Annotated in this window: 24 protein-coding genes; 6 read left to right on the top strand and 18 right to left on the bottom strand. The window is 65.9% G+C overall.

The features are described 5' to 3' along the window. Positions 1-28: 28 nt before the first annotated feature. Genes CH283_RS12190 through CH283_RS12170 form a run of 5 tightly spaced genes read right to left on the bottom strand, consistent with a single transcriptional unit; the run spans position 29 to position 3454 of the window. The gene (locus tag CH283_RS12190; protein ID WP_255183191.1) at positions 29-982 is read right to left on the bottom strand and encodes a CopD family protein; all 954 of its coding nucleotides are present in this window, start codon (positions 980-982) and stop codon (positions 29-31) included. 7 nt (positions 983-989) lie between these two features. Beyond that, positions 990-1535, bottom strand: a complete 546-nt coding sequence (locus CH283_RS12185; RefSeq protein ID WP_094638514.1) for a copper resistance CopC family protein — start codon at positions 1533-1535, stop codon at positions 990-992. Beyond that, on the bottom strand, positions 1532-2191 hold the full coding sequence (locus tag CH283_RS12180) for a YcnI family copper-binding membrane protein (protein WP_094638573.1): 660 nt from the start codon (positions 2189-2191) through the stop codon (positions 1532-1534). The genes CH283_RS12185 and CH283_RS12180 overlap by 4 nt, the downstream gene beginning before the upstream one ends. Positions 2192-2234: 43 nt before the next feature. Beyond that, on the bottom strand, positions 2235-2789 hold the full coding sequence (locus CH283_RS12175; protein ID WP_068045053.1) for a hypothetical protein: 555 nt from the start codon (positions 2787-2789) through the stop codon (positions 2235-2237). A gap of 14 nt (positions 2790-2803) precedes the next feature. Further along, positions 2804-3454 carry a DUF6474 family protein gene (locus tag CH283_RS12170; protein WP_037186611.1) on the bottom strand — a complete coding sequence of 217 codons (651 nt, stop codon included), beginning with the start codon at positions 3452-3454 and terminating at the stop codon, positions 2804-2806. A gap of 107 nt (positions 3455-3561) precedes the next feature. On the opposite strand from CH283_RS12170, the gene CH283_RS12165 reads away from it, so the two are divergent. Further along, a complete protein-coding gene (locus tag CH283_RS12165) occupies positions 3562-5175 on the top strand; it encodes a TM0106 family RecB-like putative nuclease (protein ID WP_373557616.1) in 1614 nt (537 codons plus the stop codon). Between the two features lie 41 nt (positions 5176-5216). Here the strand turns inward: CH283_RS12165 and CH283_RS12160 are convergent, their stop codons facing one another. The 9 genes from CH283_RS12160 to CH283_RS12120 form a co-directional block, all read right to left on the bottom strand. Continuing rightward, positions 5217-5984, bottom strand: coding sequence for an SDR family NAD(P)-dependent oxidoreductase (locus CH283_RS12160; protein ID WP_068045041.1), 768 nt, complete (start codon positions 5982-5984; stop codon positions 5217-5219). Between the two features lie 117 nt (positions 5985-6101). Then, entirely contained in the window at positions 6102-6941 is an 840-nt protein-coding gene (locus CH283_RS12155) for a carbohydrate ABC transporter permease (protein ID WP_068045038.1), read from the bottom strand. After that, positions 6938-7843, bottom strand: a complete 906-nt coding sequence (locus CH283_RS12150; protein ID WP_068045035.1) for a carbohydrate ABC transporter permease — start codon at positions 7841-7843, stop codon at positions 6938-6940. The genes CH283_RS12155 and CH283_RS12150 overlap by 4 nt, the downstream gene beginning before the upstream one ends. Continuing rightward, entirely contained in the window at positions 7840-9135 is a 1296-nt protein-coding gene (locus CH283_RS12145; protein WP_094638515.1) for an ABC transporter substrate-binding protein, read from the bottom strand. Before CH283_RS12145 ends, CH283_RS12150 begins: the two co-directional genes overlap by 4 nt. 86 nt (positions 9136-9221) lie before the next feature. Further along, positions 9222-10238 carry a hypothetical protein gene (locus CH283_RS12140; RefSeq protein WP_094638575.1) on the bottom strand — a complete coding sequence of 339 codons (1017 nt, stop codon included), beginning with the start codon at positions 10236-10238 and terminating at the stop codon, positions 9222-9224. After that, positions 10235-11419, bottom strand: a complete 1185-nt coding sequence (locus CH283_RS12135; protein WP_094638516.1) for an ATP-binding protein — start codon at positions 11417-11419, stop codon at positions 10235-10237. The genes CH283_RS12140 and CH283_RS12135 overlap by 4 nt, the downstream gene beginning before the upstream one ends. A 33-nt stretch (positions 11420-11452) precedes the next feature. Beyond that, entirely contained in the window at positions 11453-12157 is a 705-nt protein-coding gene (locus tag CH283_RS12130) for a TMEM165/GDT1 family protein (protein ID WP_094638517.1), read from the bottom strand. 208 nt (positions 12158-12365) lie between these two features. Then, on the bottom strand, positions 12366-12893 hold the full coding sequence (locus tag CH283_RS12125; protein WP_094638518.1) for a peptidase: 528 nt from the start codon (positions 12891-12893) through the stop codon (positions 12366-12368). Between the two features lie 202 nt (positions 12894-13095). Beyond that, positions 13096-13719 carry a superoxide dismutase gene (locus CH283_RS12120; RefSeq protein WP_037186603.1) on the bottom strand — a complete coding sequence of 208 codons (624 nt, stop codon included), beginning with the start codon at positions 13717-13719 and terminating at the stop codon, positions 13096-13098. 260 nt (positions 13720-13979) lie between these two features. Between CH283_RS12120 and CH283_RS12115 the strand changes: the two genes are divergently transcribed. Beyond that, complete coding sequence (locus tag CH283_RS12115) at positions 13980-15119, top strand: acyltransferase family protein (protein WP_068045010.1); 1140 nt, start codon at positions 13980-13982, stop codon at positions 15117-15119. Positions 15120-15211: 92 nt separating this feature from the next. Here CH283_RS12115 and CH283_RS12110 read toward each other — a convergent pair whose 3' ends face one another. Next, positions 15212-16138 (bottom strand): LLM class F420-dependent oxidoreductase, encoded by a 927-nt coding sequence (locus CH283_RS12110; protein WP_094638577.1) that lies wholly within the window; start codon positions 16136-16138, stop codon positions 15212-15214. Positions 16139-16460: 322 nt separating this feature from the next. Between CH283_RS12110 and CH283_RS12105 the strand changes: the two genes are divergently transcribed. The 4 genes from CH283_RS12105 to CH283_RS12090 are packed head-to-tail and all read left to right on the top strand — an operon-like array spanning position 16461 to position 19532. Then, a complete protein-coding gene (locus CH283_RS12105) occupies positions 16461-16811 on the top strand; it encodes a rhodanese-like domain-containing protein (RefSeq protein ID WP_094638519.1) in 351 nt (116 codons plus the stop codon). After that, on the top strand, positions 16812-17840 hold the full coding sequence (locus CH283_RS12100; protein ID WP_094638520.1) for a DUF4328 domain-containing protein: 1029 nt from the start codon (positions 16812-16814) through the stop codon (positions 17838-17840). After that, the gene (locus CH283_RS12095; protein WP_068045617.1) at positions 17837-18610 is read left to right on the top strand and encodes a glycerophosphodiester phosphodiesterase; all 774 of its coding nucleotides are present in this window, start codon (positions 17837-17839) and stop codon (positions 18608-18610) included. The genes CH283_RS12100 and CH283_RS12095 overlap by 4 nt, the downstream gene beginning before the upstream one ends. Before the next feature lie 10 nt (positions 18611-18620). After that, entirely contained in the window at positions 18621-19532 is a 912-nt protein-coding gene (locus tag CH283_RS12090) for a DUF5926 family protein (RefSeq protein WP_094638521.1), read from the top strand. A gap of 108 nt (positions 19533-19640) precedes the next feature. On the opposite strand, the gene CH283_RS12085 is transcribed toward CH283_RS12090, so the two are convergent. From CH283_RS12085 to CH283_RS28760, 3 genes are all read right to left on the bottom strand, one after another. Continuing rightward, the gene (locus CH283_RS12085) at positions 19641-20195 is read right to left on the bottom strand and encodes a ferritin (protein ID WP_032396487.1); all 555 of its coding nucleotides are present in this window, start codon (positions 20193-20195) and stop codon (positions 19641-19643) included. Positions 20196-20307: 112 nt separating this feature from the next. Next, positions 20308-20868 carry a ferritin gene (locus tag CH283_RS12080; RefSeq protein ID WP_094638522.1) on the bottom strand — a complete coding sequence of 187 codons (561 nt, stop codon included), beginning with the start codon at positions 20866-20868 and terminating at the stop codon, positions 20308-20310. A 25-nt stretch (positions 20869-20893) separates the two neighbouring features. Continuing rightward, positions 20894-22150 carry an LCP family glycopolymer transferase gene (locus CH283_RS28760; protein WP_373557622.1) on the bottom strand — a complete coding sequence of 419 codons (1257 nt, stop codon included), beginning with the start codon at positions 22148-22150 and terminating at the stop codon, positions 20894-20896. Between the last annotated feature and the right edge of the window lie 64 nt (positions 22151-22214).

The following is a 22214-nucleotide window of genomic DNA, read 5'->3' as shown; positions in this document are numbered from 1 at the left end:
GGCTAGTACAGAGCGCCGACAAGCTTGGTTATGCAGTGGTCGCCAGCGCCGCAGCCAAGCCGAACGCCACCGCCAGCAGGCAGATGTGCGCTGCGGCTCGGCCCACCGAGTGCTCGACAGTGGATCGGTGCGCGGCGACGGTGGGTAACCACGTCCCACGGATTCGGTGAGCGGACGCGATCAGGATCACCGTGACGAGAAGCTTCGCGAGAACGATTCGGCCGTAACCGGTCTCGACCACGGCAGCAAGGCTGTCCAGCTTCAGCACCGCGTCGAGCACTCCGGTGGTGGCAACCCCGACGACGCACCAGAACGCGACTCGCGAATAGACCGGCAACAGCGTCGCCCACGCGGATTTGCTCCGTAGGCTCAGCGCCATCGCACCCAGGACGCCGAGCCACACCGCTGCGCACACCACATGCACGGCGACGGCAAAAGACCCGAACGTGAACTGAGACATGTGCCCGGTGATCGGCCGAGCGACCAGCGCGAGGGATGCCAGCACGACCACCGGAATCGGTGACCAGCTCGCCCTCAGTCGATACCCGGCCACCCCGATGGCGCACAGGGTGAGCGTCAGGATCACCGTCGCAGAACCCAGACGGCCCACCGAGATCGAGGTGGCGAACGTGGCGAAAGCGCTGGGCGACAACGTCAGTGGCGTGCGACCGGCAGAATCGGCTGCCGCGGCGGCCAGCAGAACGAACTCGGCCACCGCCCACAGTCCCGACAGGTAGCCGATCGCGCGCCACATCACCGGCGGGTCCACGGCGGGGCGTCGGGAATCGGAACTGGCGTCCAGGACTGCGAGAACCCCGAACCCCAACACCACCGAGCCCGACGCCACCGCGATCACCCGTAGCCACGACGACCCACCGGGAAAGGTGGGGAACGCCAGCGCGAACGCTGCCGCGACCCCCACCAGCGCCGCAGCTGCGGCGGCGAGTACCAGCCGAACACTTCTCTCGCCCACCGCAGCCACGTCGGTGCTACTTCCGGGTCTTGGGCTTACGGAGCGCGAATCCCAATGCCCCGGCGAAGGCCAGAACCGCCACGGCGATCAGCGCGATCCGACCGTAGCCGCCGAGGAACGAGCCCTCGGACTCCTCTGCGCTTCCCGACGCGTCGGCGGGTGCCCCCGGAGTCCCTGACCCCTCCTGCGTCAGCGTGAACGACGCTGTGCCGCTGACCGGATGGCCATCGGCCGAGGTGATGCGGTACGCGAGGGTGTACTCGCCGACCGGCCCCAGCTCGCCGACGTCGACGACGACGCTCTGGCCCTCGATGCGCGCATCACCTTTCGACCAGATGTTGCCGTCGGGCCCGACGACGTTGAGTGTGGCGAACTGCGACTGCGGCACCTCGTTGAACGACACGGACGCCGTGGCCGGAGACGCGTCCAGGGAGGACCCGTCGGCCGGGCTGTACCCGGTGACCTGCGAATGAGCCGAGGCGATCGGTGCGGCGATCAACAGCATCAGCAGTGCTGCGACCGAGACGACCAGCGCCCTCGTGGACAGGACCAGTGATCTCATGAGCGCCGCGCCCTGAGCGTTGCACCGATGCCAAGGCCTGCGCCGACGGCACCGAGCACGAGTCCGACGCCGGCGAGCCAGCGGGCGGTGTTGTCCTCCGAAGACGTCGACGCCTGAGAGGCGGCGGTGGTCTCGGTGTGGGCGCTGCCGTGCGCATCACTGCCGGCCGCGGCGAGAGTCAGGGTGGGAGCGGGCAATTCGGGCTCGCTACCGTCCTCGGTCATCGGCTCGTTCCAGTCGACGACCTCACCGTCGGTGTAGGTCTGGGTGGCCGGGAACGAGACGGTCTCCTGCTCGGGCAGCGGGCCCGCCGAGAGCAGGAACTGCTGGAACTGGCCTGGCCCGACCTCGGAACCGGGGTTCGCCGTCCACGTCACCGATACCGCGAGATCGGCGGAGTCCTTCTCGACGGTGGATGTCCAGCCCGGAACGGGCTGTGTGCGAGCGGAATTGAGGCCGGGGAGGGTCACCTTGACCGAACTGGTCGAGGCGGTATCGGACTCGGTGGGAACGCGGAACGTCAGCACCGAGTAGCCGCCCTGCGCGGCGTCGGGAGCGGAGACGACGACGTGCGCGGACGCAGCGCCTGCGCCGATCAGCAGTGCGCCGACGGTGGCTCCCGAGACGAACAGGGCACGGGAAAGAGAGCTCTTCATGGGTTGGGTCATTTCTGTGCAGAGAAGCGGAAAAGGGTGTCGGTCAGAATGCCGACCGCGAGTGGAGCCCGCGGAACGAGCAAGACGACATCGGGGGACCGCGACGAGAAATGACCCAGTCCAGAGCGGTGCCGTCTACCGACGGAACCGCGACGGACATGGACACGCGACCGACGGCGGAACCGTCGGGCAGGGGAGTGAGGAGCGCGAGAATCGCTCGGACGATGGACGTGATGGGGCCGTAGAGGCGCTCGGCCGCGGCGATCATCAGGCCGGTGACGACCGAGGCGGCCGCGTGAAAGGCGATCATCGCTGTGCTGGGCAACAGTGAATGCGCGTGCATCTCCGCTGCACTGCCGAGGCTCAGCGCGATATGGGCGACGAGTTGTCCGCCCAGCAGAGCGGGAAGCAGCAGGACGGTCGAACGTCTGGGCAGGGCCGTCATGGCACCCACCCCGATGCTGACGACGACGAGCAGAGCCAGTGCGGAACCGTCGGGCCAACCGCCGCCGGCCATGCCGTGAGCGGCCACCGCGAGCGCCGCGGTGACGATACCGACAGCTCCGCCGCGAAGCGGGGCGGCAGAGCTGTCGGTCATCGGTTGTGCAGGGTTCAGCGCACGCCGAGGCGGGCGAGCAGATCGGCCTCGATGCCGTCGAGCTCTGCGGAGATCGCGGCGTGCGCGGTCTTGCGGCGAGCGGGCGGCATCTGCTCGGATGCGCGGACGGCGGTGGTCAGATCGTCCAGACGCTCGCTGATCGCGGCACCGAAGCTCTTGGTCTCGGGATCGGAGTGGCGCGCACCGATGGTGTCGAGCGACTTCTCGGCACCGGCGATGCGGGCACTGAGCTTTCCGCCGTGGCCGGTGTACTCGCTGAGCTGGTCGGGAGCGACACCGAGCTGCTGTGCCTTGCGGCTGTCCAGCTGCGCGCGAACGACGGTCGCACCGCGGTAGAGGATGGGAGCCAGCACCGGAATCAGCAGTCGAGCGATGCCGAGGTACTTGCGGATCTGAGCCACGCTGAGCGTTCCCTGTACCGCGGCCTTCTGCTGCGCCTTGAGAGCGGAGACCTGGGCCTTCTCGACGTTCTTCTGCGACTTCGCCTCCACCGCGCTGAGCTTGCGCTGCGCCTTGGCGATCGACTTCAACTGCTTGCGCTCGTTCTTCGCGCCCAGCTTCGCTTCGAGTGTTGCCTTGTGCTTGAGCGCCTTGGCCTCTGCCTTGCGAGTGGCTCGACCCTTACGCTTGCGGAACAAACCCATCGAAAAGGCTCCTGACGTGTGCTGCTAGGCGGGACAGTGCGTTACCCACACCCTATCGGGCGCTGATCTGTGCAGGCTGTCGGAGGGCTGACCTAGTGTCTAACAGTGTGAACGGTCAACGAGGCGCGGCAGCCACATCACCTGTGCCCGTGCTGCTCGATGCCGGATCGTTGACGCGGTGCAGGCATCGGCTCTATCTCGACACCGCGTACGGATCGTTGCTGCGCGGTGAACCCGAGAACCCAGGGGTGCGGCAGCGTCGAGAAGCAGCTCAGGCTCACCGCGAGAACGTCCGCGCGCAGCTGGCCGTGGACGATTCGACGCGGTGGATGGAGATCGACGAACCCACCGCCCGAGAGGCTGCCGACGCGACCGTCGCCGCCTGCCGGACCGGCGTGGAACGCATCTGGAACGCGGTACTGCCCCTCGAACGCGACACCGGACGACGCGGGCGCAGCGAACTGCTGGTCCGCGACGCGGCGGGCGGATACATCCCGGTGATCGTCGTCAACCACAAGGTCACCGACCCCGGCCGTGGCGCGCGCACCACTCCGCTCGACCAGTGGTCTCCGGCGATCGACGAGACTCGAAAGGTGCGCAGCCAGCTGCGCGATCAACTCCGGCTCGCGCACCTGTATCGGATGCTCGCGCACGAGGGCCTGGCCACGGCCACACCCGTCGGCGGCGCGGTGGGCTACAAGGGTGAATGCATGCTGGTGCACGATCTCACGACGGTCCTCGACGAATACGACATCCGCTTCGCGGACCGGCTCGAGGTGGCCCAGGGCGTCGCGTTCACCGTGCCCTCCCAGGTGAGCGAATGTCGTTCGTGTGCATGGTGGTTCGACTGCAAGCCGCAACTCGAAGCCGTTCGGGACGTCTCGCTTGTCGCCTCCGGGTCCCGCGCCGAGGTGTTGCGCAGCGCGGGCGTGCGCACCATCGACGAGTTGGCGCAGTGGACCGGCCCGGCTCCCGAGGAGTGGCCGTTCGGAAACTTCGACGACGCCGTGTCCGCCGCGCTGGCCTGGCGAGCGGACGTGCCGCTGCTCCGGCGCTCGGAGACCGTCTCGGTGCATCGCGCCGACGTCGAGGTGGACGTGGACATGGAGAGCTACCAGGAACACGGCGCGTATCTGTGGGGCACGCTGCTCACCGAGGCGGGCGGCCCGCCGCCGTCGTATCGGGGTTTCGTCACGTGGGATCCGCTGCCGACCGTCGACGAGGGACGCTCGTTCGCGGTGTTCTGGAACTGGCTGATGGACACCAGGGCCGACGCCGCCGCGCGCGGTAAAACCTTTGCCGCGTACTGCTATTCGCGACAGGCGGAAGACAAGTGGCTGCTCGACTCGGCACGCCGTTTCGCGGACGTTCCCGGGGTTCCCACCGAGGCGCAGATTCGCGAGTTCATCGACAGTGAGCAGTGGGTGGACATCTACCAGGCCGTGAGCGATCAGTTCATCTGCCCGAACGGCAAGGGACTGAAGAAGATTGCGCCGGTCGCAGGATTTTCGTGGCGTGACGACGAAGCCGGCGGCGAGGCGTCGATGGGGTGGTACCGGGAGGCCGTCGGATACGACGCCGAGCCCGACCACACGCAGCGCGAGCGACTGCTCGTCTACAACGAGGACGACGTGCTCGCAACGAAAGTGTTGCGCGAGTGGATGTCCGACCGCGCGGAGAAGGAAATCCCGACGGTAGCGGACCTGCGCGCTCGCGCGTGACCCCGCCTCGATCGGCGGGGTCACGCGCCAGTGGTCAGAGGTTAACGCGGAGCCATGCGGATCGCGCCGTCCATGCGGATGGTCTCACCGTTGAGGTAGTCGTGCTCGGCGATCATCTGGACCAGCTGCGCGTACTCGCTGGGCTGCGCCAGACGTGAGGGGAACGGCACCGAGGCCTCGAGGCCCTGACGGTATTCCTCGGTGACGCCTGCCAGCATCGGGGTGTCGACGATGCCGGGGGCGATGGTGTTGACGCGGATGCCGACCTGCGCCAGGTCGCGAGCTGCGGTGATGGTCATCGCGTGCACGCCGCCCTTGGAAGCGGTGTAGGCGATCTGGCCGATCTGGCCCTCGAACGCCGCCACCGATGCGGTGTTGATGACGACGCCGCGCTGGCCTGCGTCGTCCACGGTCGACTGCGACTGCATCCGGTTCGCGGCCAGGCGCATCACGTTGAACGTACCGAGCAGGTTGATGGTGATGACGGTGCGGAACAGCTCTAGATCGTGCGGTCCCTTCTTGGACAGGATGCGGCCCGCCCAGCCCACCCCCGCGCAGTTGACGACGATGCGCAGCGGCACTCCGGATTCGACGATGGTGTCCAGTGCGGCCTCGACCTCGGCTTCGCTGGTGACGTCTGCCGGAATGAGAGTCACCCCGGCCGGGACGCTGTCTCCGGCCCGCTCGATGGACTGTGGCAGATCGAGTCCGAAGACGGTGACGCCCGCGGCGGCCAGACGTGCGGCCGTTGCGGCACCGAGGCCCGATGCCCCGCCGGTGACAAGTGCTGCTGTTCCTGAAATCTCCACGTCGTACGATCCCCTTCGCTCACGGTGGCGGGCCGCGGCACAGGCTGCGACCTCGTAGTCGCTTGCACCATAACCGGCGGGGCACCTCACCCGCCCTCAGGCACCCTGGAGTGGGGCCTACTTGATACCGCTGCGCGCGAATCCGGCGATGAAGTATTTCTGGAAGAACAGAAACAGCAACGCCATCGGCACGACGTTGATCAGCGCGAACGCCATCGTGGCACCGTAGTCGCTGTTCGCCTGGCCCTGCAGGTACAGCAGGCCGATGGGGAGGGTGAACAACTCGTTCTCCCGCAGTGCGATCAGCGGCCACGCGAAGTCGTTCCACGATTGCAGCAGGCTCATGAAGGCGAGGACGGCGATCAGCGGTCCCGACAGCGGCAGCACGACGCGTCGAAAGATCTGCCAATGCCCGGCACCGTCGAGTCGGGCCGCCTCGAGCAGCTCACGGGGAATGCCGAGCATGAACTGGCGCGCGAGGAACAGCCCGAACGCCGACGCCGAACTCGGCAGGATCACCGCCCAGTACGTGCCGTACAGACCGAGTCCGACGACGATGCGGAACAGCGCCACCATGATCACCTGCACGGGCAGTACCAACGTTGCCAGCGCGATGAAGAACAGCGGCGTCGAGAATCGGAACTTCAAGTGCGCGAACGCATATCCCGCGAGCAGACTCGTCACCACGGTGATGATCGTGACCACGACGGCAATCGCGATCGAGTTGCCCAGCCACGTCGCGACCGGGAACGAGTCGAATACGCGGGTGACGTTCTCCCACGTCACCTGGCGGGGCCACAACCGTAGCTCACCCCCGCCCAGCAATTCCCCGCGAGTCGAGAACGCCACGGCCAGCATCCAATACAGCGGTGCGACGGTGATCAGGCCGATGACGGCGATGATCACGGTGCGCAGCACCAGTGCGCGGCGAGCGGACGCGTTTCTCGGCCCGCTCATTCGACCAGATCCTTCGTTCGGCTCGCGCGCCACTGCGCGGCGGCGAAGGTGAGGGCGAACAGGAACAGCACCATGCCGATCGATGCGGCATAGCCCTGATCGCGGGTGACGAAGCCCGTCTCGTAGGCGTAGGTGACCAGCACCGACGTCGCCCCGCCCGGTCCGCCGCCGGTGAGGACGAAGACCAGATCGAACACCTGGAACGAGTAGATGACGTTGAGCACCAGCAGGAAGAACGACGTGGGACCCAGCAGCGGCACCGTCACGTTGCGGAAGCGCTGAAATGCGTTCGCGCCGTCCAGCCGGGCCGCCTCGTAGAGGTCGGGACCGAGACCTTGAAGACCGGCCAGATAGATCAGCATGTTCAACCCGGTGCGCCACCACACCGTGGCGATGACGATCGACGCGAAAGCGGGCCCGGGGGAGGACTGCCAGTCGATAGCAGGCAGCCCGAGGAAACCGATGAGATTGTTGAGCACGCCCGAGTTCTGGTCGAACACCAGAATGCCGATCAGTCCGGTGGCCACGCCCGAGACGGCCATCGGCAGGATCACCAGCGAACGCCACAGCGGCCGCGCCGGCAACGCGGAGTTGAGCAGGACGGCCGCGATCAGACCGAACAGCATCGACAGCGGAGTGACCAACGCCGTGAACAGCAGTGTGTTGATCAGCGCCCGCCAGAACAGCGGATCATCCACCAGGCGTGCGTAATTGGCTGCCCCGACGAACTCACCTGCACCGAAGCCGTCCGTCTGCTGCAGGCTGACGACAAACGCGGCGACGAGAGGAACGAGGACGAACACGGCCAACAGTGCATAGCTGGGGGCCAGGAATCCGGCGGCCGCGAACGCTTCCTTCCTGGCCCCGGCGCGTTTGGTCTTCGCTCGTACTACAGCCGTCATGCGCCGGTGACCCCGGCGATTCCGCTCTGCAACGCCGAGACGGTGGCAGCGGCATCCTGCGAACCGGCGAACGCAAGATCGAGTTGCTCCTTGAGAACCGGAATGATCGCCGACATCGACGGCGACGCGACCTGAGCGGCATCCTGCGGCTGCACCGTAGTGGCCTGAGCTGCGAAGATCGGGGCCAGCTCCGACCGGATATCGAACTCGAGGTCGGAGTTGAGCAGATCGGTACGCGTCGGCAGCAACGAGGCGGCCCTGCAGAAGTTGCGCATCTGTTCCTGCTGGGTGACGAACTCGAGGAACGACGCCGCCAGCTCCGGCTGCGAGGTCTGCGACGTGGCGACGAGTGCGTTGCCACCGAAGTCGCCGCCGCCCCGGCGATCTCGGGGTGCGAAGGTGGCCGTCCAATCGAAACTGGCCGTCGCATCGGCGTCGGGCAATTGGAATGCACCCGACCACACCATGGCCACCGATTGCGAGAACCACGCCTCGCTGGCGTAACTCGACGACGCGATGGTGTTGTTCGCCGGCACATAGCCGTTCGAGAAGAACGACGACGAGAATTCGACGGCTCGACGTGCGTCGTCGGAGTCGATCAGTGGAGTCTTCTGGTCCTCGGCCAGAAAGGACCCGCCGGCCTGGAACAGCAGACTCAACCAGCGGGTGACGCCGTTGCCCTGCCAGTTGTAGGCCCACGGGTACTTGTCGGCCGGCAGCGAGGAACGCAGTCGATCGCCGATCGACGCCAACTCGTCCCACGTCCAGGCGTCGTCCAGGCTTGTCGGAACCGAGTCGATACCGGCCTGCGACAACAGGTTTCGGTTCACCAGAATCGCCGAGGTATCGGTGTGGTGCGGCAGGCCGTAGGGGATTCCGCCGTTCTGCACCGCCGCCCATGCGGTCGGGGTGAACTGATCCCGCGTGTCCGACGCCAACAGCGGCGACAGATCCAGCAGTTGGCCGCGGCCGGCGTACGCACCGAACGTGTAATACGGAACGCGGAAGATGTCGGGTGGATTCCCGGCCTGCAGCTGGGCGTCGATGTTGGTGAACATCTGCTCGTACGGCACCGCGTTGAGGGTGATCGTCGACCCGGGATTGGCCGCCTCGAACGCGCTGATCGAGTCCCGGAAGCCGGCCAGCTCGGCATCGGTACCCCAGGTGGTGAACGTGAGTGTGCCCTCGGTCTGCTGCGACGGGCTGGATCTGACGAAGCCGCATCCGGCCAACAGCAACGGCACTGCGGCAGCACCGGATCCGATCAGAAACGAGCGACGATCGAGTGCCATGAAAGATCTCCGTTCACCGGCTGCAGCTGTACAGACCGACTGGTCCGCCGCAGAGTAGCCAGGGGAGCAGCGGTCCAAACCACTGTTCAGTGCCGGACGTGACCGGTTTCGTCGTACTCGACGCGGTGCGCACCGTCGCCCAGGTCGTCGAGCAGAATCGTTGCCGCCGCGGTCCGGCCGGGCGGTAGAAGGCGGACCGTCACCGCGCCCGCCTCGGCGGCATCGAGAGCACCCGACGCGGCGGCCACGATGCGTTCACGCGCGTCGTCGTCGAGTACGTCCGGGGATCGGTCGTCGAGCATCATCACCTCCACCCCGCGGGCCCGAGCGGACCTGGCGGCACGAGCGAGATCGGGTCGCACCAGACCGCGGGCGCGGAGGGAATCGCGGAGCTCGGCTTCGAGGAGTCGACACGCGAGGACTTCCTCCTCGGTGGGATCGGGGCCGTCGGCGATGCGCTGCAGCAGCGGACGGGCCAACGCGTCGAGACTGGCCAGGCGAGCGTCGCGTTCCTCGAGCACGGCCGCCGCCGCGGCCTGGGACGCGATACGCACCGTCGACTGCTTGCGCAGCTCGAAAATTGCGGCGGCCAAGGGACGAATGGTGAAGGCGAAGAACGTCGCCATCAACAGCGGCGCGATGTTGATCGCGCTGAACGAGAGCCCGTACAGAAATCCCTGACCCGTCACCACCGCCCACCCGATGGCCACCGACATGGTCAGTGCCAGCCCGAGCCACGCGGCGAGTGTGCGACCGCGGACACACATGAAGGTGTAGATCACCACCGACATCCCCAGGGGCCAGGTCTGCAAGCTTCCGGTCAGCGGCACCGGCAGGACGGCGAAGACCAGCGCGGCTGCCACCGGGCCCGATACGGTCATCAGTGCGGTCGACTGCGCGGTCAGTGGGTCACCAGGTGCCCGGAGCAGCAGGATGACCGCGGCCGAGAGTGCAAGCACAGCTGCGTACTCGGGCCACGCTGCGGACACCCCGGTCAGGGTTGCGGATGCGCACACCAGGCACGCGAGGATGAAGAAACCGGCAACCGCGTACGCCGCCGCCGACCTCATCGACAGCAGGTCGCGGATGTCCTGGCCGTTCATCGCTTCCACCCCAATCGCACTATGGTGCCTGCGGTGGAGGATTGGATCTCGGCCGATCCACCGTCGAGTTGACGCATCCGGCCTTCGATGCTGACGGCGACGCCGAGTCGGTGGGGCGGCACCGAACGTCGATCGAAGCCGACGCCGTTGTCCTGAACGGTGATGCCCATCGACGACGGGGCCAGCTCCACGGAAACCGAACGATGTGATGTCTGTGCGTGAATCACACTGTTGCGCAGCGCTTCTGCCAGTGCCGCGGCGATGGCGCGTACCGTCTCGGCCGGGTAGTGCTCTGTCCGCTCGAGCGCGCCCTCGTGCACGGTGAAGTCGATCGCTTCGTCGACTGTCGTTGCGGCAGAACGAAGCTGAGCCAGAGTCTCGTCGGCCGAGAACGTTTCCGAGACGGTGCCGGTGGTCAGGTCATCGAGATGTAGCAGAGTCGAGCGCGCCTGACGCGCCAGGCTGGGCGTGCGGCCATGGCGGGCAACAGCCAGCAGCGAAGACATGACCTCGTCGTGGATCAGCGCGTCGAACCGTTCGCGCTCGACTTCACGCGCGGTGGCCGCAGCCGCCCGGGCTGCGTCGTCGTGTGTGGTCGAGATCGTCGCGTCGAGAATGCGTCCGGTGCGCACCGCGGCGAGTGTCGCGGCAACGAACACCGTGCAGAACATCATCGCGAAGAAGATCTCCGCAATGATGTTGCTGCGGGGGAACGGTTCTCGCACAGCCTGGTTGGCCAGCTGCACAAGAACGACGCTGACGCTCATGTGGATGAACGCCGGGACGGGGTGCCACACCGTGGCGGCGGCGAGTGCCGCCAGGCCGGGAAACACCGAGAGAAACGTCCCGGCTTGATCGAAGGTGGCACCGTCCCACGCCACCCACCACAGCAGGGCCATGATCGGGAACGCCAACGCGGCCACGGAACCGGCAACGCGAATGACCCCGATGCGCGGGTGAAAGGTGGAGGCCGCGAACGCGAATCCGGTGCCGAACACGACCGCAACGGTGACCGGAGTCCACCAACCGGGAACCACCTCGCTGCTCCGTTCGATATCCGGGATCAACAGCAGCAGGTAGATGAGATAGCCGGTACCGACGAAACGGCCGAAGATTCTGATCAGCCGGTCGGTCGAGTGGTGCGCCGCGTCGGTCGTACTCACCTGCTGCTCGTTGTTCATGCACCCCTCCCGGGAGAGGAGTGTAAACCAAGGTCAGGCGTGTTCGGTGCTGGTCTGCTGCGCCGATTCCCGCGCTGCCCTGATGCGGGAGCGTCGAACGAACACGGCGACGACGACGGCGGAGATCGCGACAATTGCTCCGGCAGCGATGTAGGGAGCTGCGGTGCCGGGCATCAGGCCCTCGAAGAACAGGACAGCACCGAAGACGAAGAACAGGATGGCCGCGCCGTACTGGATCATGCGCTCCGGCAGGTGCTTTCCGAGTACCGCGCCGACCACGATGGCGAGTGCATCGGCAGCGACCATGCCGACGGTAGAGCCGATCCACACGCCCACCCAGTCGTTGTCGGCGGCGAGAGTGACGGTGGCCAGCATCGTCTTGTCGCCGAGCTCGGCCAGGAAGAACGCCGACGCGATCGCTAGGAACGCAGATTTGGTGACCCGAGAGGCCTTCGCGCCCTCGTCGTCGGACAGGGAGTCGCCGCGTAGCGTCCAGAGGCCGAAGATGACGAACGCGATGCCGCCGACGATGGAGATCGCCTCGGTGGGGATCGATACACCGAGGAAGTGGCCGACCGCGACCGAGACCAGGTGCACCACGGTGGTGGCAACGGTGATGCCGCCGATGACGACGTACCACTTGTAGCGCAGGGCGAACGTCATGGCCATGAGCTGGGACTTGTCACCCAGCTCGGCGACGAAAATGACAGCGAAACTCAACAGTAATGCGGACAGCACAGCGGACTCCTCGGTCGTCGAACGGACCGAAGGTCTCGCCCACCGGAACTGGCCGGTTCAGGTGCCGGGTCGCAATGGGGCGACCAGTATGTCGACACGATGATTGGGGGCTACTCCCCTTCGCTGCACACGACTTTAGGGGCCTCGCCGCGAATTGTCCAATGCGCCAATAAGTTTGGGTTCCCGAAAATTCGTGTGCGGATGGCGGTCAGGATGCGAGGAGCATCGCCAAAACTGCGGTGTCGGGATCGCTGATGGGATCGAGACCGACCCGGCTGACCATCGAGGTCACGGTGCCGTCGGACTCTGCCTCCACCCACGCCGCCCGGTGGTCGAGTCCGAGATGTGGAAGGCCGGGGAGCAGAACGCAGCCGGACGCCGCGCCGACACATTCCGGGAGCGTCGGTGTCGTCTCCGACGGGGGATGCAGCATCAGCAGGGCGGCAGGTTGATGCGCGGCGAACCGTCCGGGAGCCAACGCGAAGTCACCGATCACCGGACCCTCGGCGACGACCAAGCCGACCGTTCCCGGCGCGGGGTCGTCGGGCAATTCCTCACGCACCCCGAACACCGTCGACGTCGCCAACAGGCCCGGCATCGAGGCCACCCGCACAGCGAGGGCCAGAAACTGGGCCCATTCCTTGGTGGTGTCCGGCCAGCGGCCGGAAACAACGAATCCGCGCAGCAGACCGGCGGCATGAAACGGTGAAACACCGATGAGATCTCGCTCGTCCATCTCGATCGTTCCTCCCAGACAGGTACAGGGCTCGAAGCCGGGTACACGACGTTGGGTAGGAAGAGAATGACGCGAAAACGGCTGGCACACAAGATGGGGAGAGTGCCAGCGAACTCCCTTCGAAGCGTGAATGGACCACTGCACCCGTCTGAGCGGGGCAGTGGTCCATCGACGCTGTCGGTGAAGCCGGTGGTGCGAGGACCTACGGGAAGATCAGACCCGGGGTCTTCGACGTTGCGGCCTCGAAACGAGCCTGGACGTCGGCCCAGTTGACGACGTTCCAGAACGCCTTCACGTAATCGGCCTTGACGTTCTTGTACTGCAGGTAGAAGGCGTGCTCCCACATATCGACCTGGAGCAGCGGGATGATGCCGAGCGGCACGTTGGCCTGCTGATCGTAGAGCTGGAAGGTGAGTAGCTTCTTGCCCAGCGAGTCGTAGCCCAGAACTGCCCAGCCGGAGCCCTGCAGGCCGTTGGCGGCAGCGGTGAACTGTGCGCGGAACTTGTCGAAAGAACCGAACTGGTCGTCGATCGCGGCACCGAGCTCACCCTCGGGCTTGTCGCCACCGTTGGGCGAGAGGTTCTTCCACCAGATGGAGTGGTTGACGTGGCCACCGAGGTGGAACGCGAGGTTCTTCTCCAGCAGGAAAATGGCTGCATGATCGTCGTTGTCACGCGCGGCGGCGAGCTTTTCGACCGCGGTGTTCGCGCCTGCGACGTAGGTCGCGTGATGCTTGGAATGGTGAAGCTCGTTGATCTCGCCCGAGATGTGCGGCTCGAGGGCGGAGTAATCGAAATCAAGGTCGGGCAAGGTGTACTCGGACACGTGGTTCCCTTCTCTAACGACGCCGTACCCATCGTGTGATGCGGGCACGTTCGTCCTACTGCGGATCTTTCGTAGGGTTCAACCCAATCTCATTCCTACCCCCAGTGCAACAGTTGTAACCGAGATGCTTTTCTCGGAATAAATTCGTGTGAACGAGACAGGCAAATAATTCGGCTGTGAATCTGCTCCGAATATCACGAATCAGTTGCGGAGCGGCCGCGGATTGGTCCTACAGATGAACGGAACCTAAACTCGCGGGTGTGGAAGGGGACCGACCGAGCCAGAATACGGTCGACAAGTCCGCCGCCACGCAGCCGGTCGACGCGCCCCGAGTCCAGATGGACGGTGCCGACCTCCTCCGCGTCATCGCCGTCCTCGCGGTGCTGTACTCACACATTTCGTTCTATCTGCTCGACGACATCGGCGGTGGCTGGTGGATGATCGACGTCGTCAACACCGTCCTCATCGAGGACGCGGGCCTCAACATGCACCTCTCGTTTGTCGGAGTCAGCATCTTCATGCTGCTCACCGGCCTGCTGATCACCCGATCCGCCATGCGGCAATCGCGTCGGGACTTCATGGTCGCGCGCCTCGCCCGCCTCGTCCCGGCGCTCTGGTTCGCCGTCGCCATGGCCGTCATCCTGGTCAAACTCGGCCTCAACGGAATGTTCAGCGGCCAACCCGGCATCACCAACGGCGAAGCGTTCCTCAGCTTCTTCCTCGGCGGCTTCTTCCTGCGACCGGAAGTTGCCGTCCTCGGCGTCACCTGGACCCTCGTCGTCCAGATCGTGTTCTACCTCTACTGCATCTCGATGCGCGGAACGCTGAACACCAGACCCATCGTGGTGCCACTCGTCGGAGCTGCACTGTGCGCCCTGGTGATCGTCTACAACCTCTACCTACCGCAGCCCTACACAGTCCCGTTCCTGACCAAGGTCGCGGGCGTACTCCCCACGCTGTTTCTCGGCCAGATCGCCTACCTCGGATGGGCACGACTGATCACCTGGCGATGGGTCGTCGTCGGCGTCATCGCCCAGATCGAAGTGATCCGACTCGCCATCGAAGTCCACACCTTCTGGATGGGCGACACCTACCTCTGGACACTGCTCGTCGTCACCGGAACGGTCCTGATACTCGCCCGATACAACGGACCCATCACCCGCTGGCCCGTCATCCGATGGATCGGCACCCGCAGCTACGCGATCTACCTGATCCACACCCTCGTGCTGTACCGCATCTACGCAACCGTCGAACCACACCTGGGCCCCAGCGCCGCCGTCCTGGCATTCCTGGCCGGTACCGCCGCACTCGCCGAAATCATGTACCGATGGATCGAACTGCCCGCGGCACGACATATCAGCACTCACTACGCCCGCCTACGCGCCCGATCCGCCACCTGACCGACCCCCTGGGTACTCAATGTGACATTCAGTGGACTTTTGGGCAGTCAATGTCACGTTGAGTGGACTCAGGGGGCGGGTTTCGGCGGGGGTCAGAGCTGCGGGAGAACTTCGGATGCGACGAGTTCGAGGTGATCGAGGTCGGTGAGATCCATGGTCTGCAGGTACACGCGGGTGGCTCCGACAGCTCCGAAGCGACCGATTTTGTCGACGAGTTCAGCGGGGCTTCCAGTGGCACCGTTCTCGCGTAGTTCGGATACCTCGCGGCCGATGGCAGCGGCGCGACGTGTGATTTCTTCTTCGGTGCGGCCGCAGCAGAGGACGAGGGCGTTGGAGTACACGAGGGAGTCGGGATCGCGATCGGCTGCTGTGCAGGCTGCGCGGACGCGACCGAACTGTGTCTCGGTATCGGCCAGCGAGGCGAAGGGGATGTTGAACTCGTCGGCGTATTTCGCGGCGAGTGCCGGGGTGCGCTTCTTGCCTCCGCCGCCGATGACGATGGGCGGGTGCGGCGTCTGCACCGGCTTGGGGAGCGCGGGGGAGTTCGTGACGGGGTAGTGCGTGCCCGCGTGTGAGAACGTCTCGCCGGCGGGGGCGTCCCAGAGTCCGGTGATGACGGCGAGTTGCTCCTCGAGCCGGTCGAAACGTTCACCGAGCGGAGGGAACGGGATGCCGTAGGCCTTGTGCTCGTCCTCGAACCAGCCGGCACCGAGGCCGAGGTCGACGCGGCCGCCGCTCATGGCGTCGACCTGGGCGACGCTGATGGCCAGGGGCCCCGGGTAGCGGAAGGTCGCGGAGGTGACGAGGGTGCCCAGCCGAATGGTCGAGGTCTCGCGGGCCAGCCCGGCCAGGGTGATCCACGCGTCGGTGGGCCCTGGGCCGCCGTCACCGCTCATCGCGAGGTAGTGGTCGGATCGGAAGAATGCGCCGTAGCCGAACTCCTCGGCAGCTTTCGCGACGCGCAGCAGTTCGTCGTACGTGGCACCCTGTTGCGGTTCGGTGAAGACGCGTAGCTCGATGGACGGGAGGGGAGCCTGCGGAACGACCTGCGGTGGGTTAGTCATGTTCGCCAGCCTAAACAGCGGCTTCGCAGGACCGCAGACGATGGCTGTGTCAAATCACCATCGATCCACAGGCCGAGTTGGTACTCGATACACCGGGGGACCGACTCGACGCTCTGACCTGTGGATAGAAACCGGCACAGACCCCGATTCTGTGGATCGATCTGTGGATACTGTGGATAACTTCTGTGACTGCAGTGACGTAGGTCATAGCGAGGTGGCGCTTCGGTCGCGAGGACACGGGTGGCAGCCCCGCGCGGACGCGTGACAAGATCGAGGCGTGTCGCATCCCGAGCAGCCGCCTGCCGTCACCGTCGATCGCCTGCCGGTGCCGTTCCCTACGACGGCCATCCTGCTCGACGTGCGCGAGGACGACGAGTGGCAAGCCGGACACGCTCCGGACGCAGTGCACATCCCGATGGGCGACATTCCGTCCCGCGCCGGTGAGGTCGACAACCAATCCGAGGTGTACGTGGTCTGCAAAGCCGGTGGTCGCTCGGCTCGCGTCGTCGAATATCTCAACCGCGTTGGCTACGACGCGATCAACGTCGACGGTGGGATGCTCGCCTGGCAGGCCGCTGGTCGACCGATCCAGAGCGAGAACGACGCCCACGAAGCGAGAATCATCTAGATGTCGGCACCGCAGGGGCGCGCTCAGGCGTTCCAGGTCTGTGCCCGCTGCAGCACCCGTTGGGCTGTCGGCGCACGGCCGGGCACCTGGTGCCCCCGCTGCCATGGCGTGCTGCTCTCGCCGGTGTCCACCAGGGCACCCGCGCAGGGTGCCCGAAACTTCCGATGGGTAGCCCGACCGGCGACCTCGTCGACGAAAGCCGCACGCCGCGGCCGATCCGCAGCACCGACCCCGACGCCGCACTACGCCTCGACGCCCACCTGGGGATTGCGCGACATCCCGCGCGATCCCGAGGCCGATCGCCGCGTCGGTCGCGTCGAGCGGTACGCCGCGAACGCTCAGAACCTGGTCCTCGTCACCGCGATGTTGCTGGCGCTCGCCGCGTTCGCCGAAGTGTTCCGGTACGGCATCCTGCTGCACAACCGCGTGCGACTGATCTCGCCGATCACCCTCGCCGTATCCGACGCGTTGGTGTATTTCGCCCAGGTCGGCGCGCTCGTCATCGGTCTGGCCGCGCTGATCACTTCGTCCTGCTGGCTGATCGACCAGCGCAGACTCGCCTTCACTGCCGCCGGCTCCACCGACCCGCGATCGGTGCGCCCGATGCTGCTGTTGTCGATGCTGCCTCTTGTCCGCATCGTGATGCCGGGGGTCTACCTCACCGAGGTGGTCCGTCTCCGCGGCGGTGCCGATGCCGACGTGCACCGCGAACTGACACTGGTTCGCATCTGGTGGGCGGTCTGGGCAGCGAGCAACGCGCTGGTCATCGTCCAATTGCTGTGGAACCTGCGCGATTCACTTCAGGCCCGCGCCGACGGGGTTCTGCTGTCGGCATTCGTGGCACTGGTGGCCGCGGTCTCGGCCGTGCTGACCCTGGCCGTGATGCGCCGACTCGAAGGCCGCACACTGCGCGGCTCCGCAATGTCGCGTCCGACCCGCTGGGTGATCGCCACCGGCACCGCGCCGAAGTCGAACCAGGGCGAACAGAACCAGCCCGAACACGAATCCGAGACGGTGACGGCGTCGTGAGTCCCGATCGCCGTGGGCCACTGGTCGTCGCGCATCGAGGTGCGTCGGCGGCAAAGAAGGAGCACACTCTCGCGGCCTACGACCTCGCGCTGCGCGAGGGAGCGGACGGCGTCGAATGCGATGTGCGGCTCACCAGGGACGGCCACATCGTGTGCGTGCACGATCGCCGCGTCGATCGCACCTCGAACGGCACCGGCATCGTCAGCGAGATGGACTTCGCCGATCTGGCCCGACTGAACTACGGCGACGACGACGAACCCGCCGAACTCCTGACGTTGCACGACCTCATTGCTCTCGTCCTGGACTGGACCAGCAAGCCGGTCAAACTCTTCATCGAAACCAAGCATCCCGTGCGATACGGCTCGCTGATCGAAAGCACGGTGCTCGCCGAGCTGCACAAGTTCGGCATCGGCGCGCCCGCGTCGGCAGACCACTCACGGGCGGTCATCATGTCGTTCGCGCCCTCGGCCGTCTGGCGCGTACGGCGGTCGGCTCCGATGCTTCCGACGGTGCTCCTCGGCGACAGCTCGCACTACCTCGGTGGGGGAGCGGCGACGACCGTCGGGGCCACTGCCGTCGGGCCGTCGATTCGCGCGCTACGCGAGCACCCGGCCATCATCGACCGCGCAGCCGCGTCCGGCCGGGCCAGCTACGTGTGGACCGTCGACGAGAAAGAGGACGTGGACCTGTGCCGCGAGCTCGGCGTCGGGTGGATCGCCACCAACCACCCCGGCCGAACGCGAGCCTGGCTCGAATCGAAGAACGTGTAGGTTTTCGGGCGTGGGTAAGAGCAAAAGAAACAGTGGACCGAAGCAGGACAGCAACCGAGCAGCGAAGCTCGCGCAGCGAGAAGCAGAACGCGCGAGCATCGAATCGGCGTCGGCTCGCCCGTTCGAAGGCCTCGCCGCCGAATGCGACCTGGTAGCGCTGCGCGAGTTCGTGCCGTCGGCGACGGCCACCGCGCCGATCACCGTGGACGGTCGCACCATCACGCTGGCCACGGTGCTACCCGGTGCCGTCGCGGCACTGGTGCGCGAAGACGCCGATACCGTCGAGGGATTCGTCGGCCTTCAGGTGCAGAATCAGTCGAAAGATGTTGCGGCAGATATCAGTAGCGCGCTCGGCTGGGCGTCCACCGCGTCCGCGGGCGAGTCGCTCGAAGCCGCGAAGATCACCGACAGCACGCCCGCGTTGACCGCGCTGCTCGACGCCTCCGCGCTGCTCGAGATCACCGTTCATCAGGACTTCAACTGGTGGATTCCCGAAAGTGCCACTCCCGCAGCCGATGTGACTGCAACCGTGGAACGTGCGAACCAGGCGATCATGCCCTCGGCGCGGATCGAGGCCGACGGCGTCGTCGCGGCCTGGTGGGTGGATGCAGGCGACAAGGCACACATCCGGTGGGTTCGTCCGGAGAACGAAGACGACGTGATGCTCGCGTTGGCTCGCCTGCATGCGGCGGGCGATCTGAACCTGGGTGAAGGTTCGCGCTACGCCGGTTCGTTCCGCACGCACGGGCTGCTGGTGCCGGTGTTCGATCTCGATCCCGAGATGCACCCCACCGAATGGGCAAAGCCGACAAAGGAATTCGGCGAGAAACTGAGCGAGGCACTGGCTGTCGACGCTCCGCTCACGGCGGCTCAGTTGCGTTCGCGCGACGGCCTACGCGGCCGCCAGGTCACTCTGCGCTAGAACGCACTCTGCGCTAGAACGCGAAACGGGTGGCCGCTCGAACAAGGAATCCTCGTTCGAGTGGCCACCCGTATGAGCGCGTCATCCGCGCAGAGTTGCGGTGCGAATCTACAGCGATCCGCCGGCGACGGTGGGTGCGCCCGAGTCGGCGGTCACGCTGGTGTTCATCTCACGGGCGACGAACTGCTCGAGGTCGAACAGGTTGTGGCCCGCACGATCGGCGATGTTGAGCAGCGTCTTCATGCTGGCAACTTCCTCGACCTGCTCCTTGAGGAACCACTGCATGAACTGCTCGCCGAGGTAGTCGCCCTCTTCGCGTGCGGTGCTCGCCAGAGCGATGATCTGCTCGGTGACGGTCTCCTCCTGTGCCAGCGCCAGGGCGATGGCCTCACGCGGATCGGTGAAGACGGACTTCGACGCGTCGACGCCGGTCAGCTCGACCGTGATGTCGCGATCGAGGAAGTACTGCACGATCATCATCGCGTGGTTGCGCTCTTCGACCGACTGCGCATAGAAGTGCTTGGCCAGCTGCGGCAGATCGACATTCGCGAAGTAGACCGCGGTGGCGATGTACTGCTGCGAGGCGTTGAACTCGTTGCGAATCTGGTCGCGGAGAAGTGCGTGGAACTTGGTGTGGCTGGTTTCTTTGATGTCTACGCTCATGCTCAGGACAATATGCCTGGTCAGAAGCGTTGTCATCCAAGTCGATCCTTATTGAGGCGAACGTTGCCTAATACAGTCGATCCTAAATGTCCGCTCTGAGCAGGGCTGCAAACTACGCTCTTCCGGCTTCTTTGGGGGCATTGGTGGCGCGGATCACCGTGGAACCGATCTCGCGAGCGACGTACTGCTCGATGTCGAACAGGTTCGATCCGGCTCGGCGGACGATGTTGAGCAGGCTCTGCATCGCCGCCACCTCCTCGACCTGCTCGGTGAGGAACCAGTGGGTGAACTGCTCGCCGATGTAGTCGCCCTCGGCCCGGGCAGCACGTGCCAACGCGCTGATCTGCTCGGTCACCGTCGACTCCTGGGCCAACGCCAGTTCCACCGGTTCGACGACCGACTGAAACTCCGTCACCACGTCGTCGATGCCCGACGCATCGACCTCGAGTCGGTTGTCGATGAGAAAGCGGATCATCATCATGGCGTGCCGACGCTCCTCGGCGGACTGAGCGTAGAAACGCGTGGCCAGCTGTGGCAGATCGTTGCGGTCGAACCACACCGCGATCGCGACATACTGCTGCGAAGCAGTGAACTCGTGCCGCACCTGGGCGCGCAGCAAATCGTGGAACGACGTACCGGGTGTTGCGGCGGGCTGGGCAGACGGCGATGTCATGGTCCACAACTTACATTCAGGGTCGTCAGGGCCCGCCGGTCAGCAGTTCCGGAGGTATTTCGCGATCCTGCGCGATGGCGTCGAAGAACACCGGAGCGCGAGTGTCGTCCCACAGCAATACGTTTCCGACGTCGGAGTCCTGGAATCCGCCGACGGGAACCGTCGTGGTCACCGGACCGCTGCGCATCGCCCAGGCGAGTGCGGCGAGGTTCCAGATGTGATCTCCCTCGTCGACGCTCAACGACGACGCGGTATCGGACACCAACGGCCACAACTTGAACGGGTTGAGGAAAGTCGAAGCGCTGGTTGCCTTTTCCAAGAGGGCGGACATGAACGCCCGCTGATTGTTCATCCGGTCGATGTCGGCCAATGCCGTCGCGCGGGATCGCACGAATCCGAGCGCCTCGGCTCCCGTGAGATCCTGGCAGCCGGCGGCGATGTTGATGCCCGCCAACGGATCGTCGATCGCATTCTGCACGCACACGTTGACTCCACCGACCGCGTCGACGATACCGGCGAAGCCGCCGAATCCGATCTCGGCGTAGTGATCGATGTGCACACCGGTTGCACCCTCGACCGTCTGGACCAGCAACGGCGGACCGCCGAATGCGAAGGCCGCGTTGAGCTTGTCCTGGCCGTTGCCCGGAATCGACACGTACGAATCGCGCGGCAGGCTGACCATCGTCGGCGCGCCGCTGCCCTCGGGGATGTGGATGAGAATGATCGTGTCGGTGCGGCTCGGGCCCACCTCGCCGCCGGTTGCGAGCGCGGCTTCCTGCTCCGGCGTCAGGCCCGCTCGCGAATCCGACCCGACGAGAAGCCAGTTGGTGCCGGGGGTGTCGCCGATGCGCCCGGGATACGAGGTGAGGGCGTCCACGCGCGTCAACGAGCTGTCGACGTAGTAGACGACGCCGCCGATTCCCAGCACCAGGACCAGCAACACGATCAGGAAGCGTCGACCCCAGCGTCTGCGCTTCCGCGGCTTCGCGACCTTCGGCGGCCGAGAGTCACGTTGCGGCCGAACGGGTTCGGGTCGACGCAGAGCCCGCTGCGCCGGTGCTGCCGGTTGCCTGCGCTCCTCGGTGAACGGCTCCGGTTGCTGCCGCGGGGCGTACCCGGTGCGGCCCGGTGGACCGTCCTGGGAACGCGAGTACTGACGCGTCGATTCGGATGGCGTGGGTGTGTCGGACTTCGCCGATCCGGGTTCGGGAGCCTGCGACCACGCCTGCTGTGCGGCGGCCGAGCGCGCCGGACCGGCAGTGGGCCTGCCGTCGCGGCGGATGAACTCGGTGCCCTCCGGCGGCGGACCCTGTGGGCGGGGACGGTGCTGTGCCGGACGCTCGGGC

The sequence above is a fragment of the Rhodococcus sp. 05-2254-2 genome (genome assembly GCF_002259095.1).
Classification (GTDB): Bacteria; Actinomycetota; Actinomycetes; order Mycobacteriales; family Mycobacteriaceae; genus Rhodococcoides.
This window is presented reverse-complemented; position numbering and strand designations above follow the sequence as displayed.

Bases quoted from the DNA above. Each gene is read 5' to 3' on its own strand.
- CH283_RS12080 (WP_094638522.1), bottom strand. From the start codon at position 20,868: ATGACATCGCCGTCTGCCCAGCCCGCCGCAACACCCGGTACGTCGTTC.
- CH283_RS12140 (WP_094638575.1), bottom strand. From the start codon at position 10,238: ATGAACGGCCAGGACATCCGCGACCTGCTGTCGATGAGGTCGGCGGCG.
- CH283_RS12125 (WP_094638518.1), bottom strand. From the start codon at position 12,893: ATGGACGAGCGAGATCTCATCGGTGTTTCACCGTTTCATGCCGCCGGT.
- CH283_RS12100 (WP_094638520.1), top strand. From the start codon at position 16,812: ATGTCGGCACCGCAGGGGCGCGCTCAGGCGTTCCAGGTCTGTGCCCGC.
- CH283_RS12155 (WP_068045038.1), bottom strand. From the start codon at position 6,941: ATGAGCGGGCCGAGAAACGCGTCCGCTCGCCGCGCACTGGTGCTGCGC.
- CH283_RS12085 (WP_032396487.1), bottom strand. From the start codon at position 20,195: ATGAGCGTAGACATCAAAGAAACCAGCCACACCAAGTTCCACGCACTT.
- CH283_RS12145 (WP_094638515.1), bottom strand. From the start codon at position 9,135: ATGGCACTCGATCGTCGCTCGTTTCTGATCGGATCCGGTGCTGCCGCA.
- CH283_RS12180 (WP_094638573.1), bottom strand. From the start codon at position 2,191: ATGAAGAGCTCTCTTTCCCGTGCCCTGTTCGTCTCGGGAGCCACCGTC.
- CH283_RS12135 (WP_094638516.1), bottom strand. From the start codon at position 11,419: ATGAACAACGAGCAGCAGGTGAGTACGACCGACGCGGCGCACCACTCG.
- CH283_RS12150 (WP_068045035.1), bottom strand. From the start codon at position 7,843: ATGACGGCTGTAGTACGAGCGAAGACCAAACGCGCCGGGGCCAGGAAG.
- CH283_RS12185 (WP_094638514.1), bottom strand. From the start codon at position 1,535: ATGAGATCACTGGTCCTGTCCACGAGGGCGCTGGTCGTCTCGGTCGCA.
- CH283_RS12170 (WP_037186611.1), bottom strand. From the start codon at position 3,454: ATGGGTTTGTTCCGCAAGCGTAAGGGTCGAGCCACTCGCAAGGCAGAG.
- CH283_RS12175 (WP_068045053.1), bottom strand. From the start codon at position 2,789: ATGACCGACAGCTCTGCCGCCCCGCTTCGCGGCGGAGCTGTCGGTATC.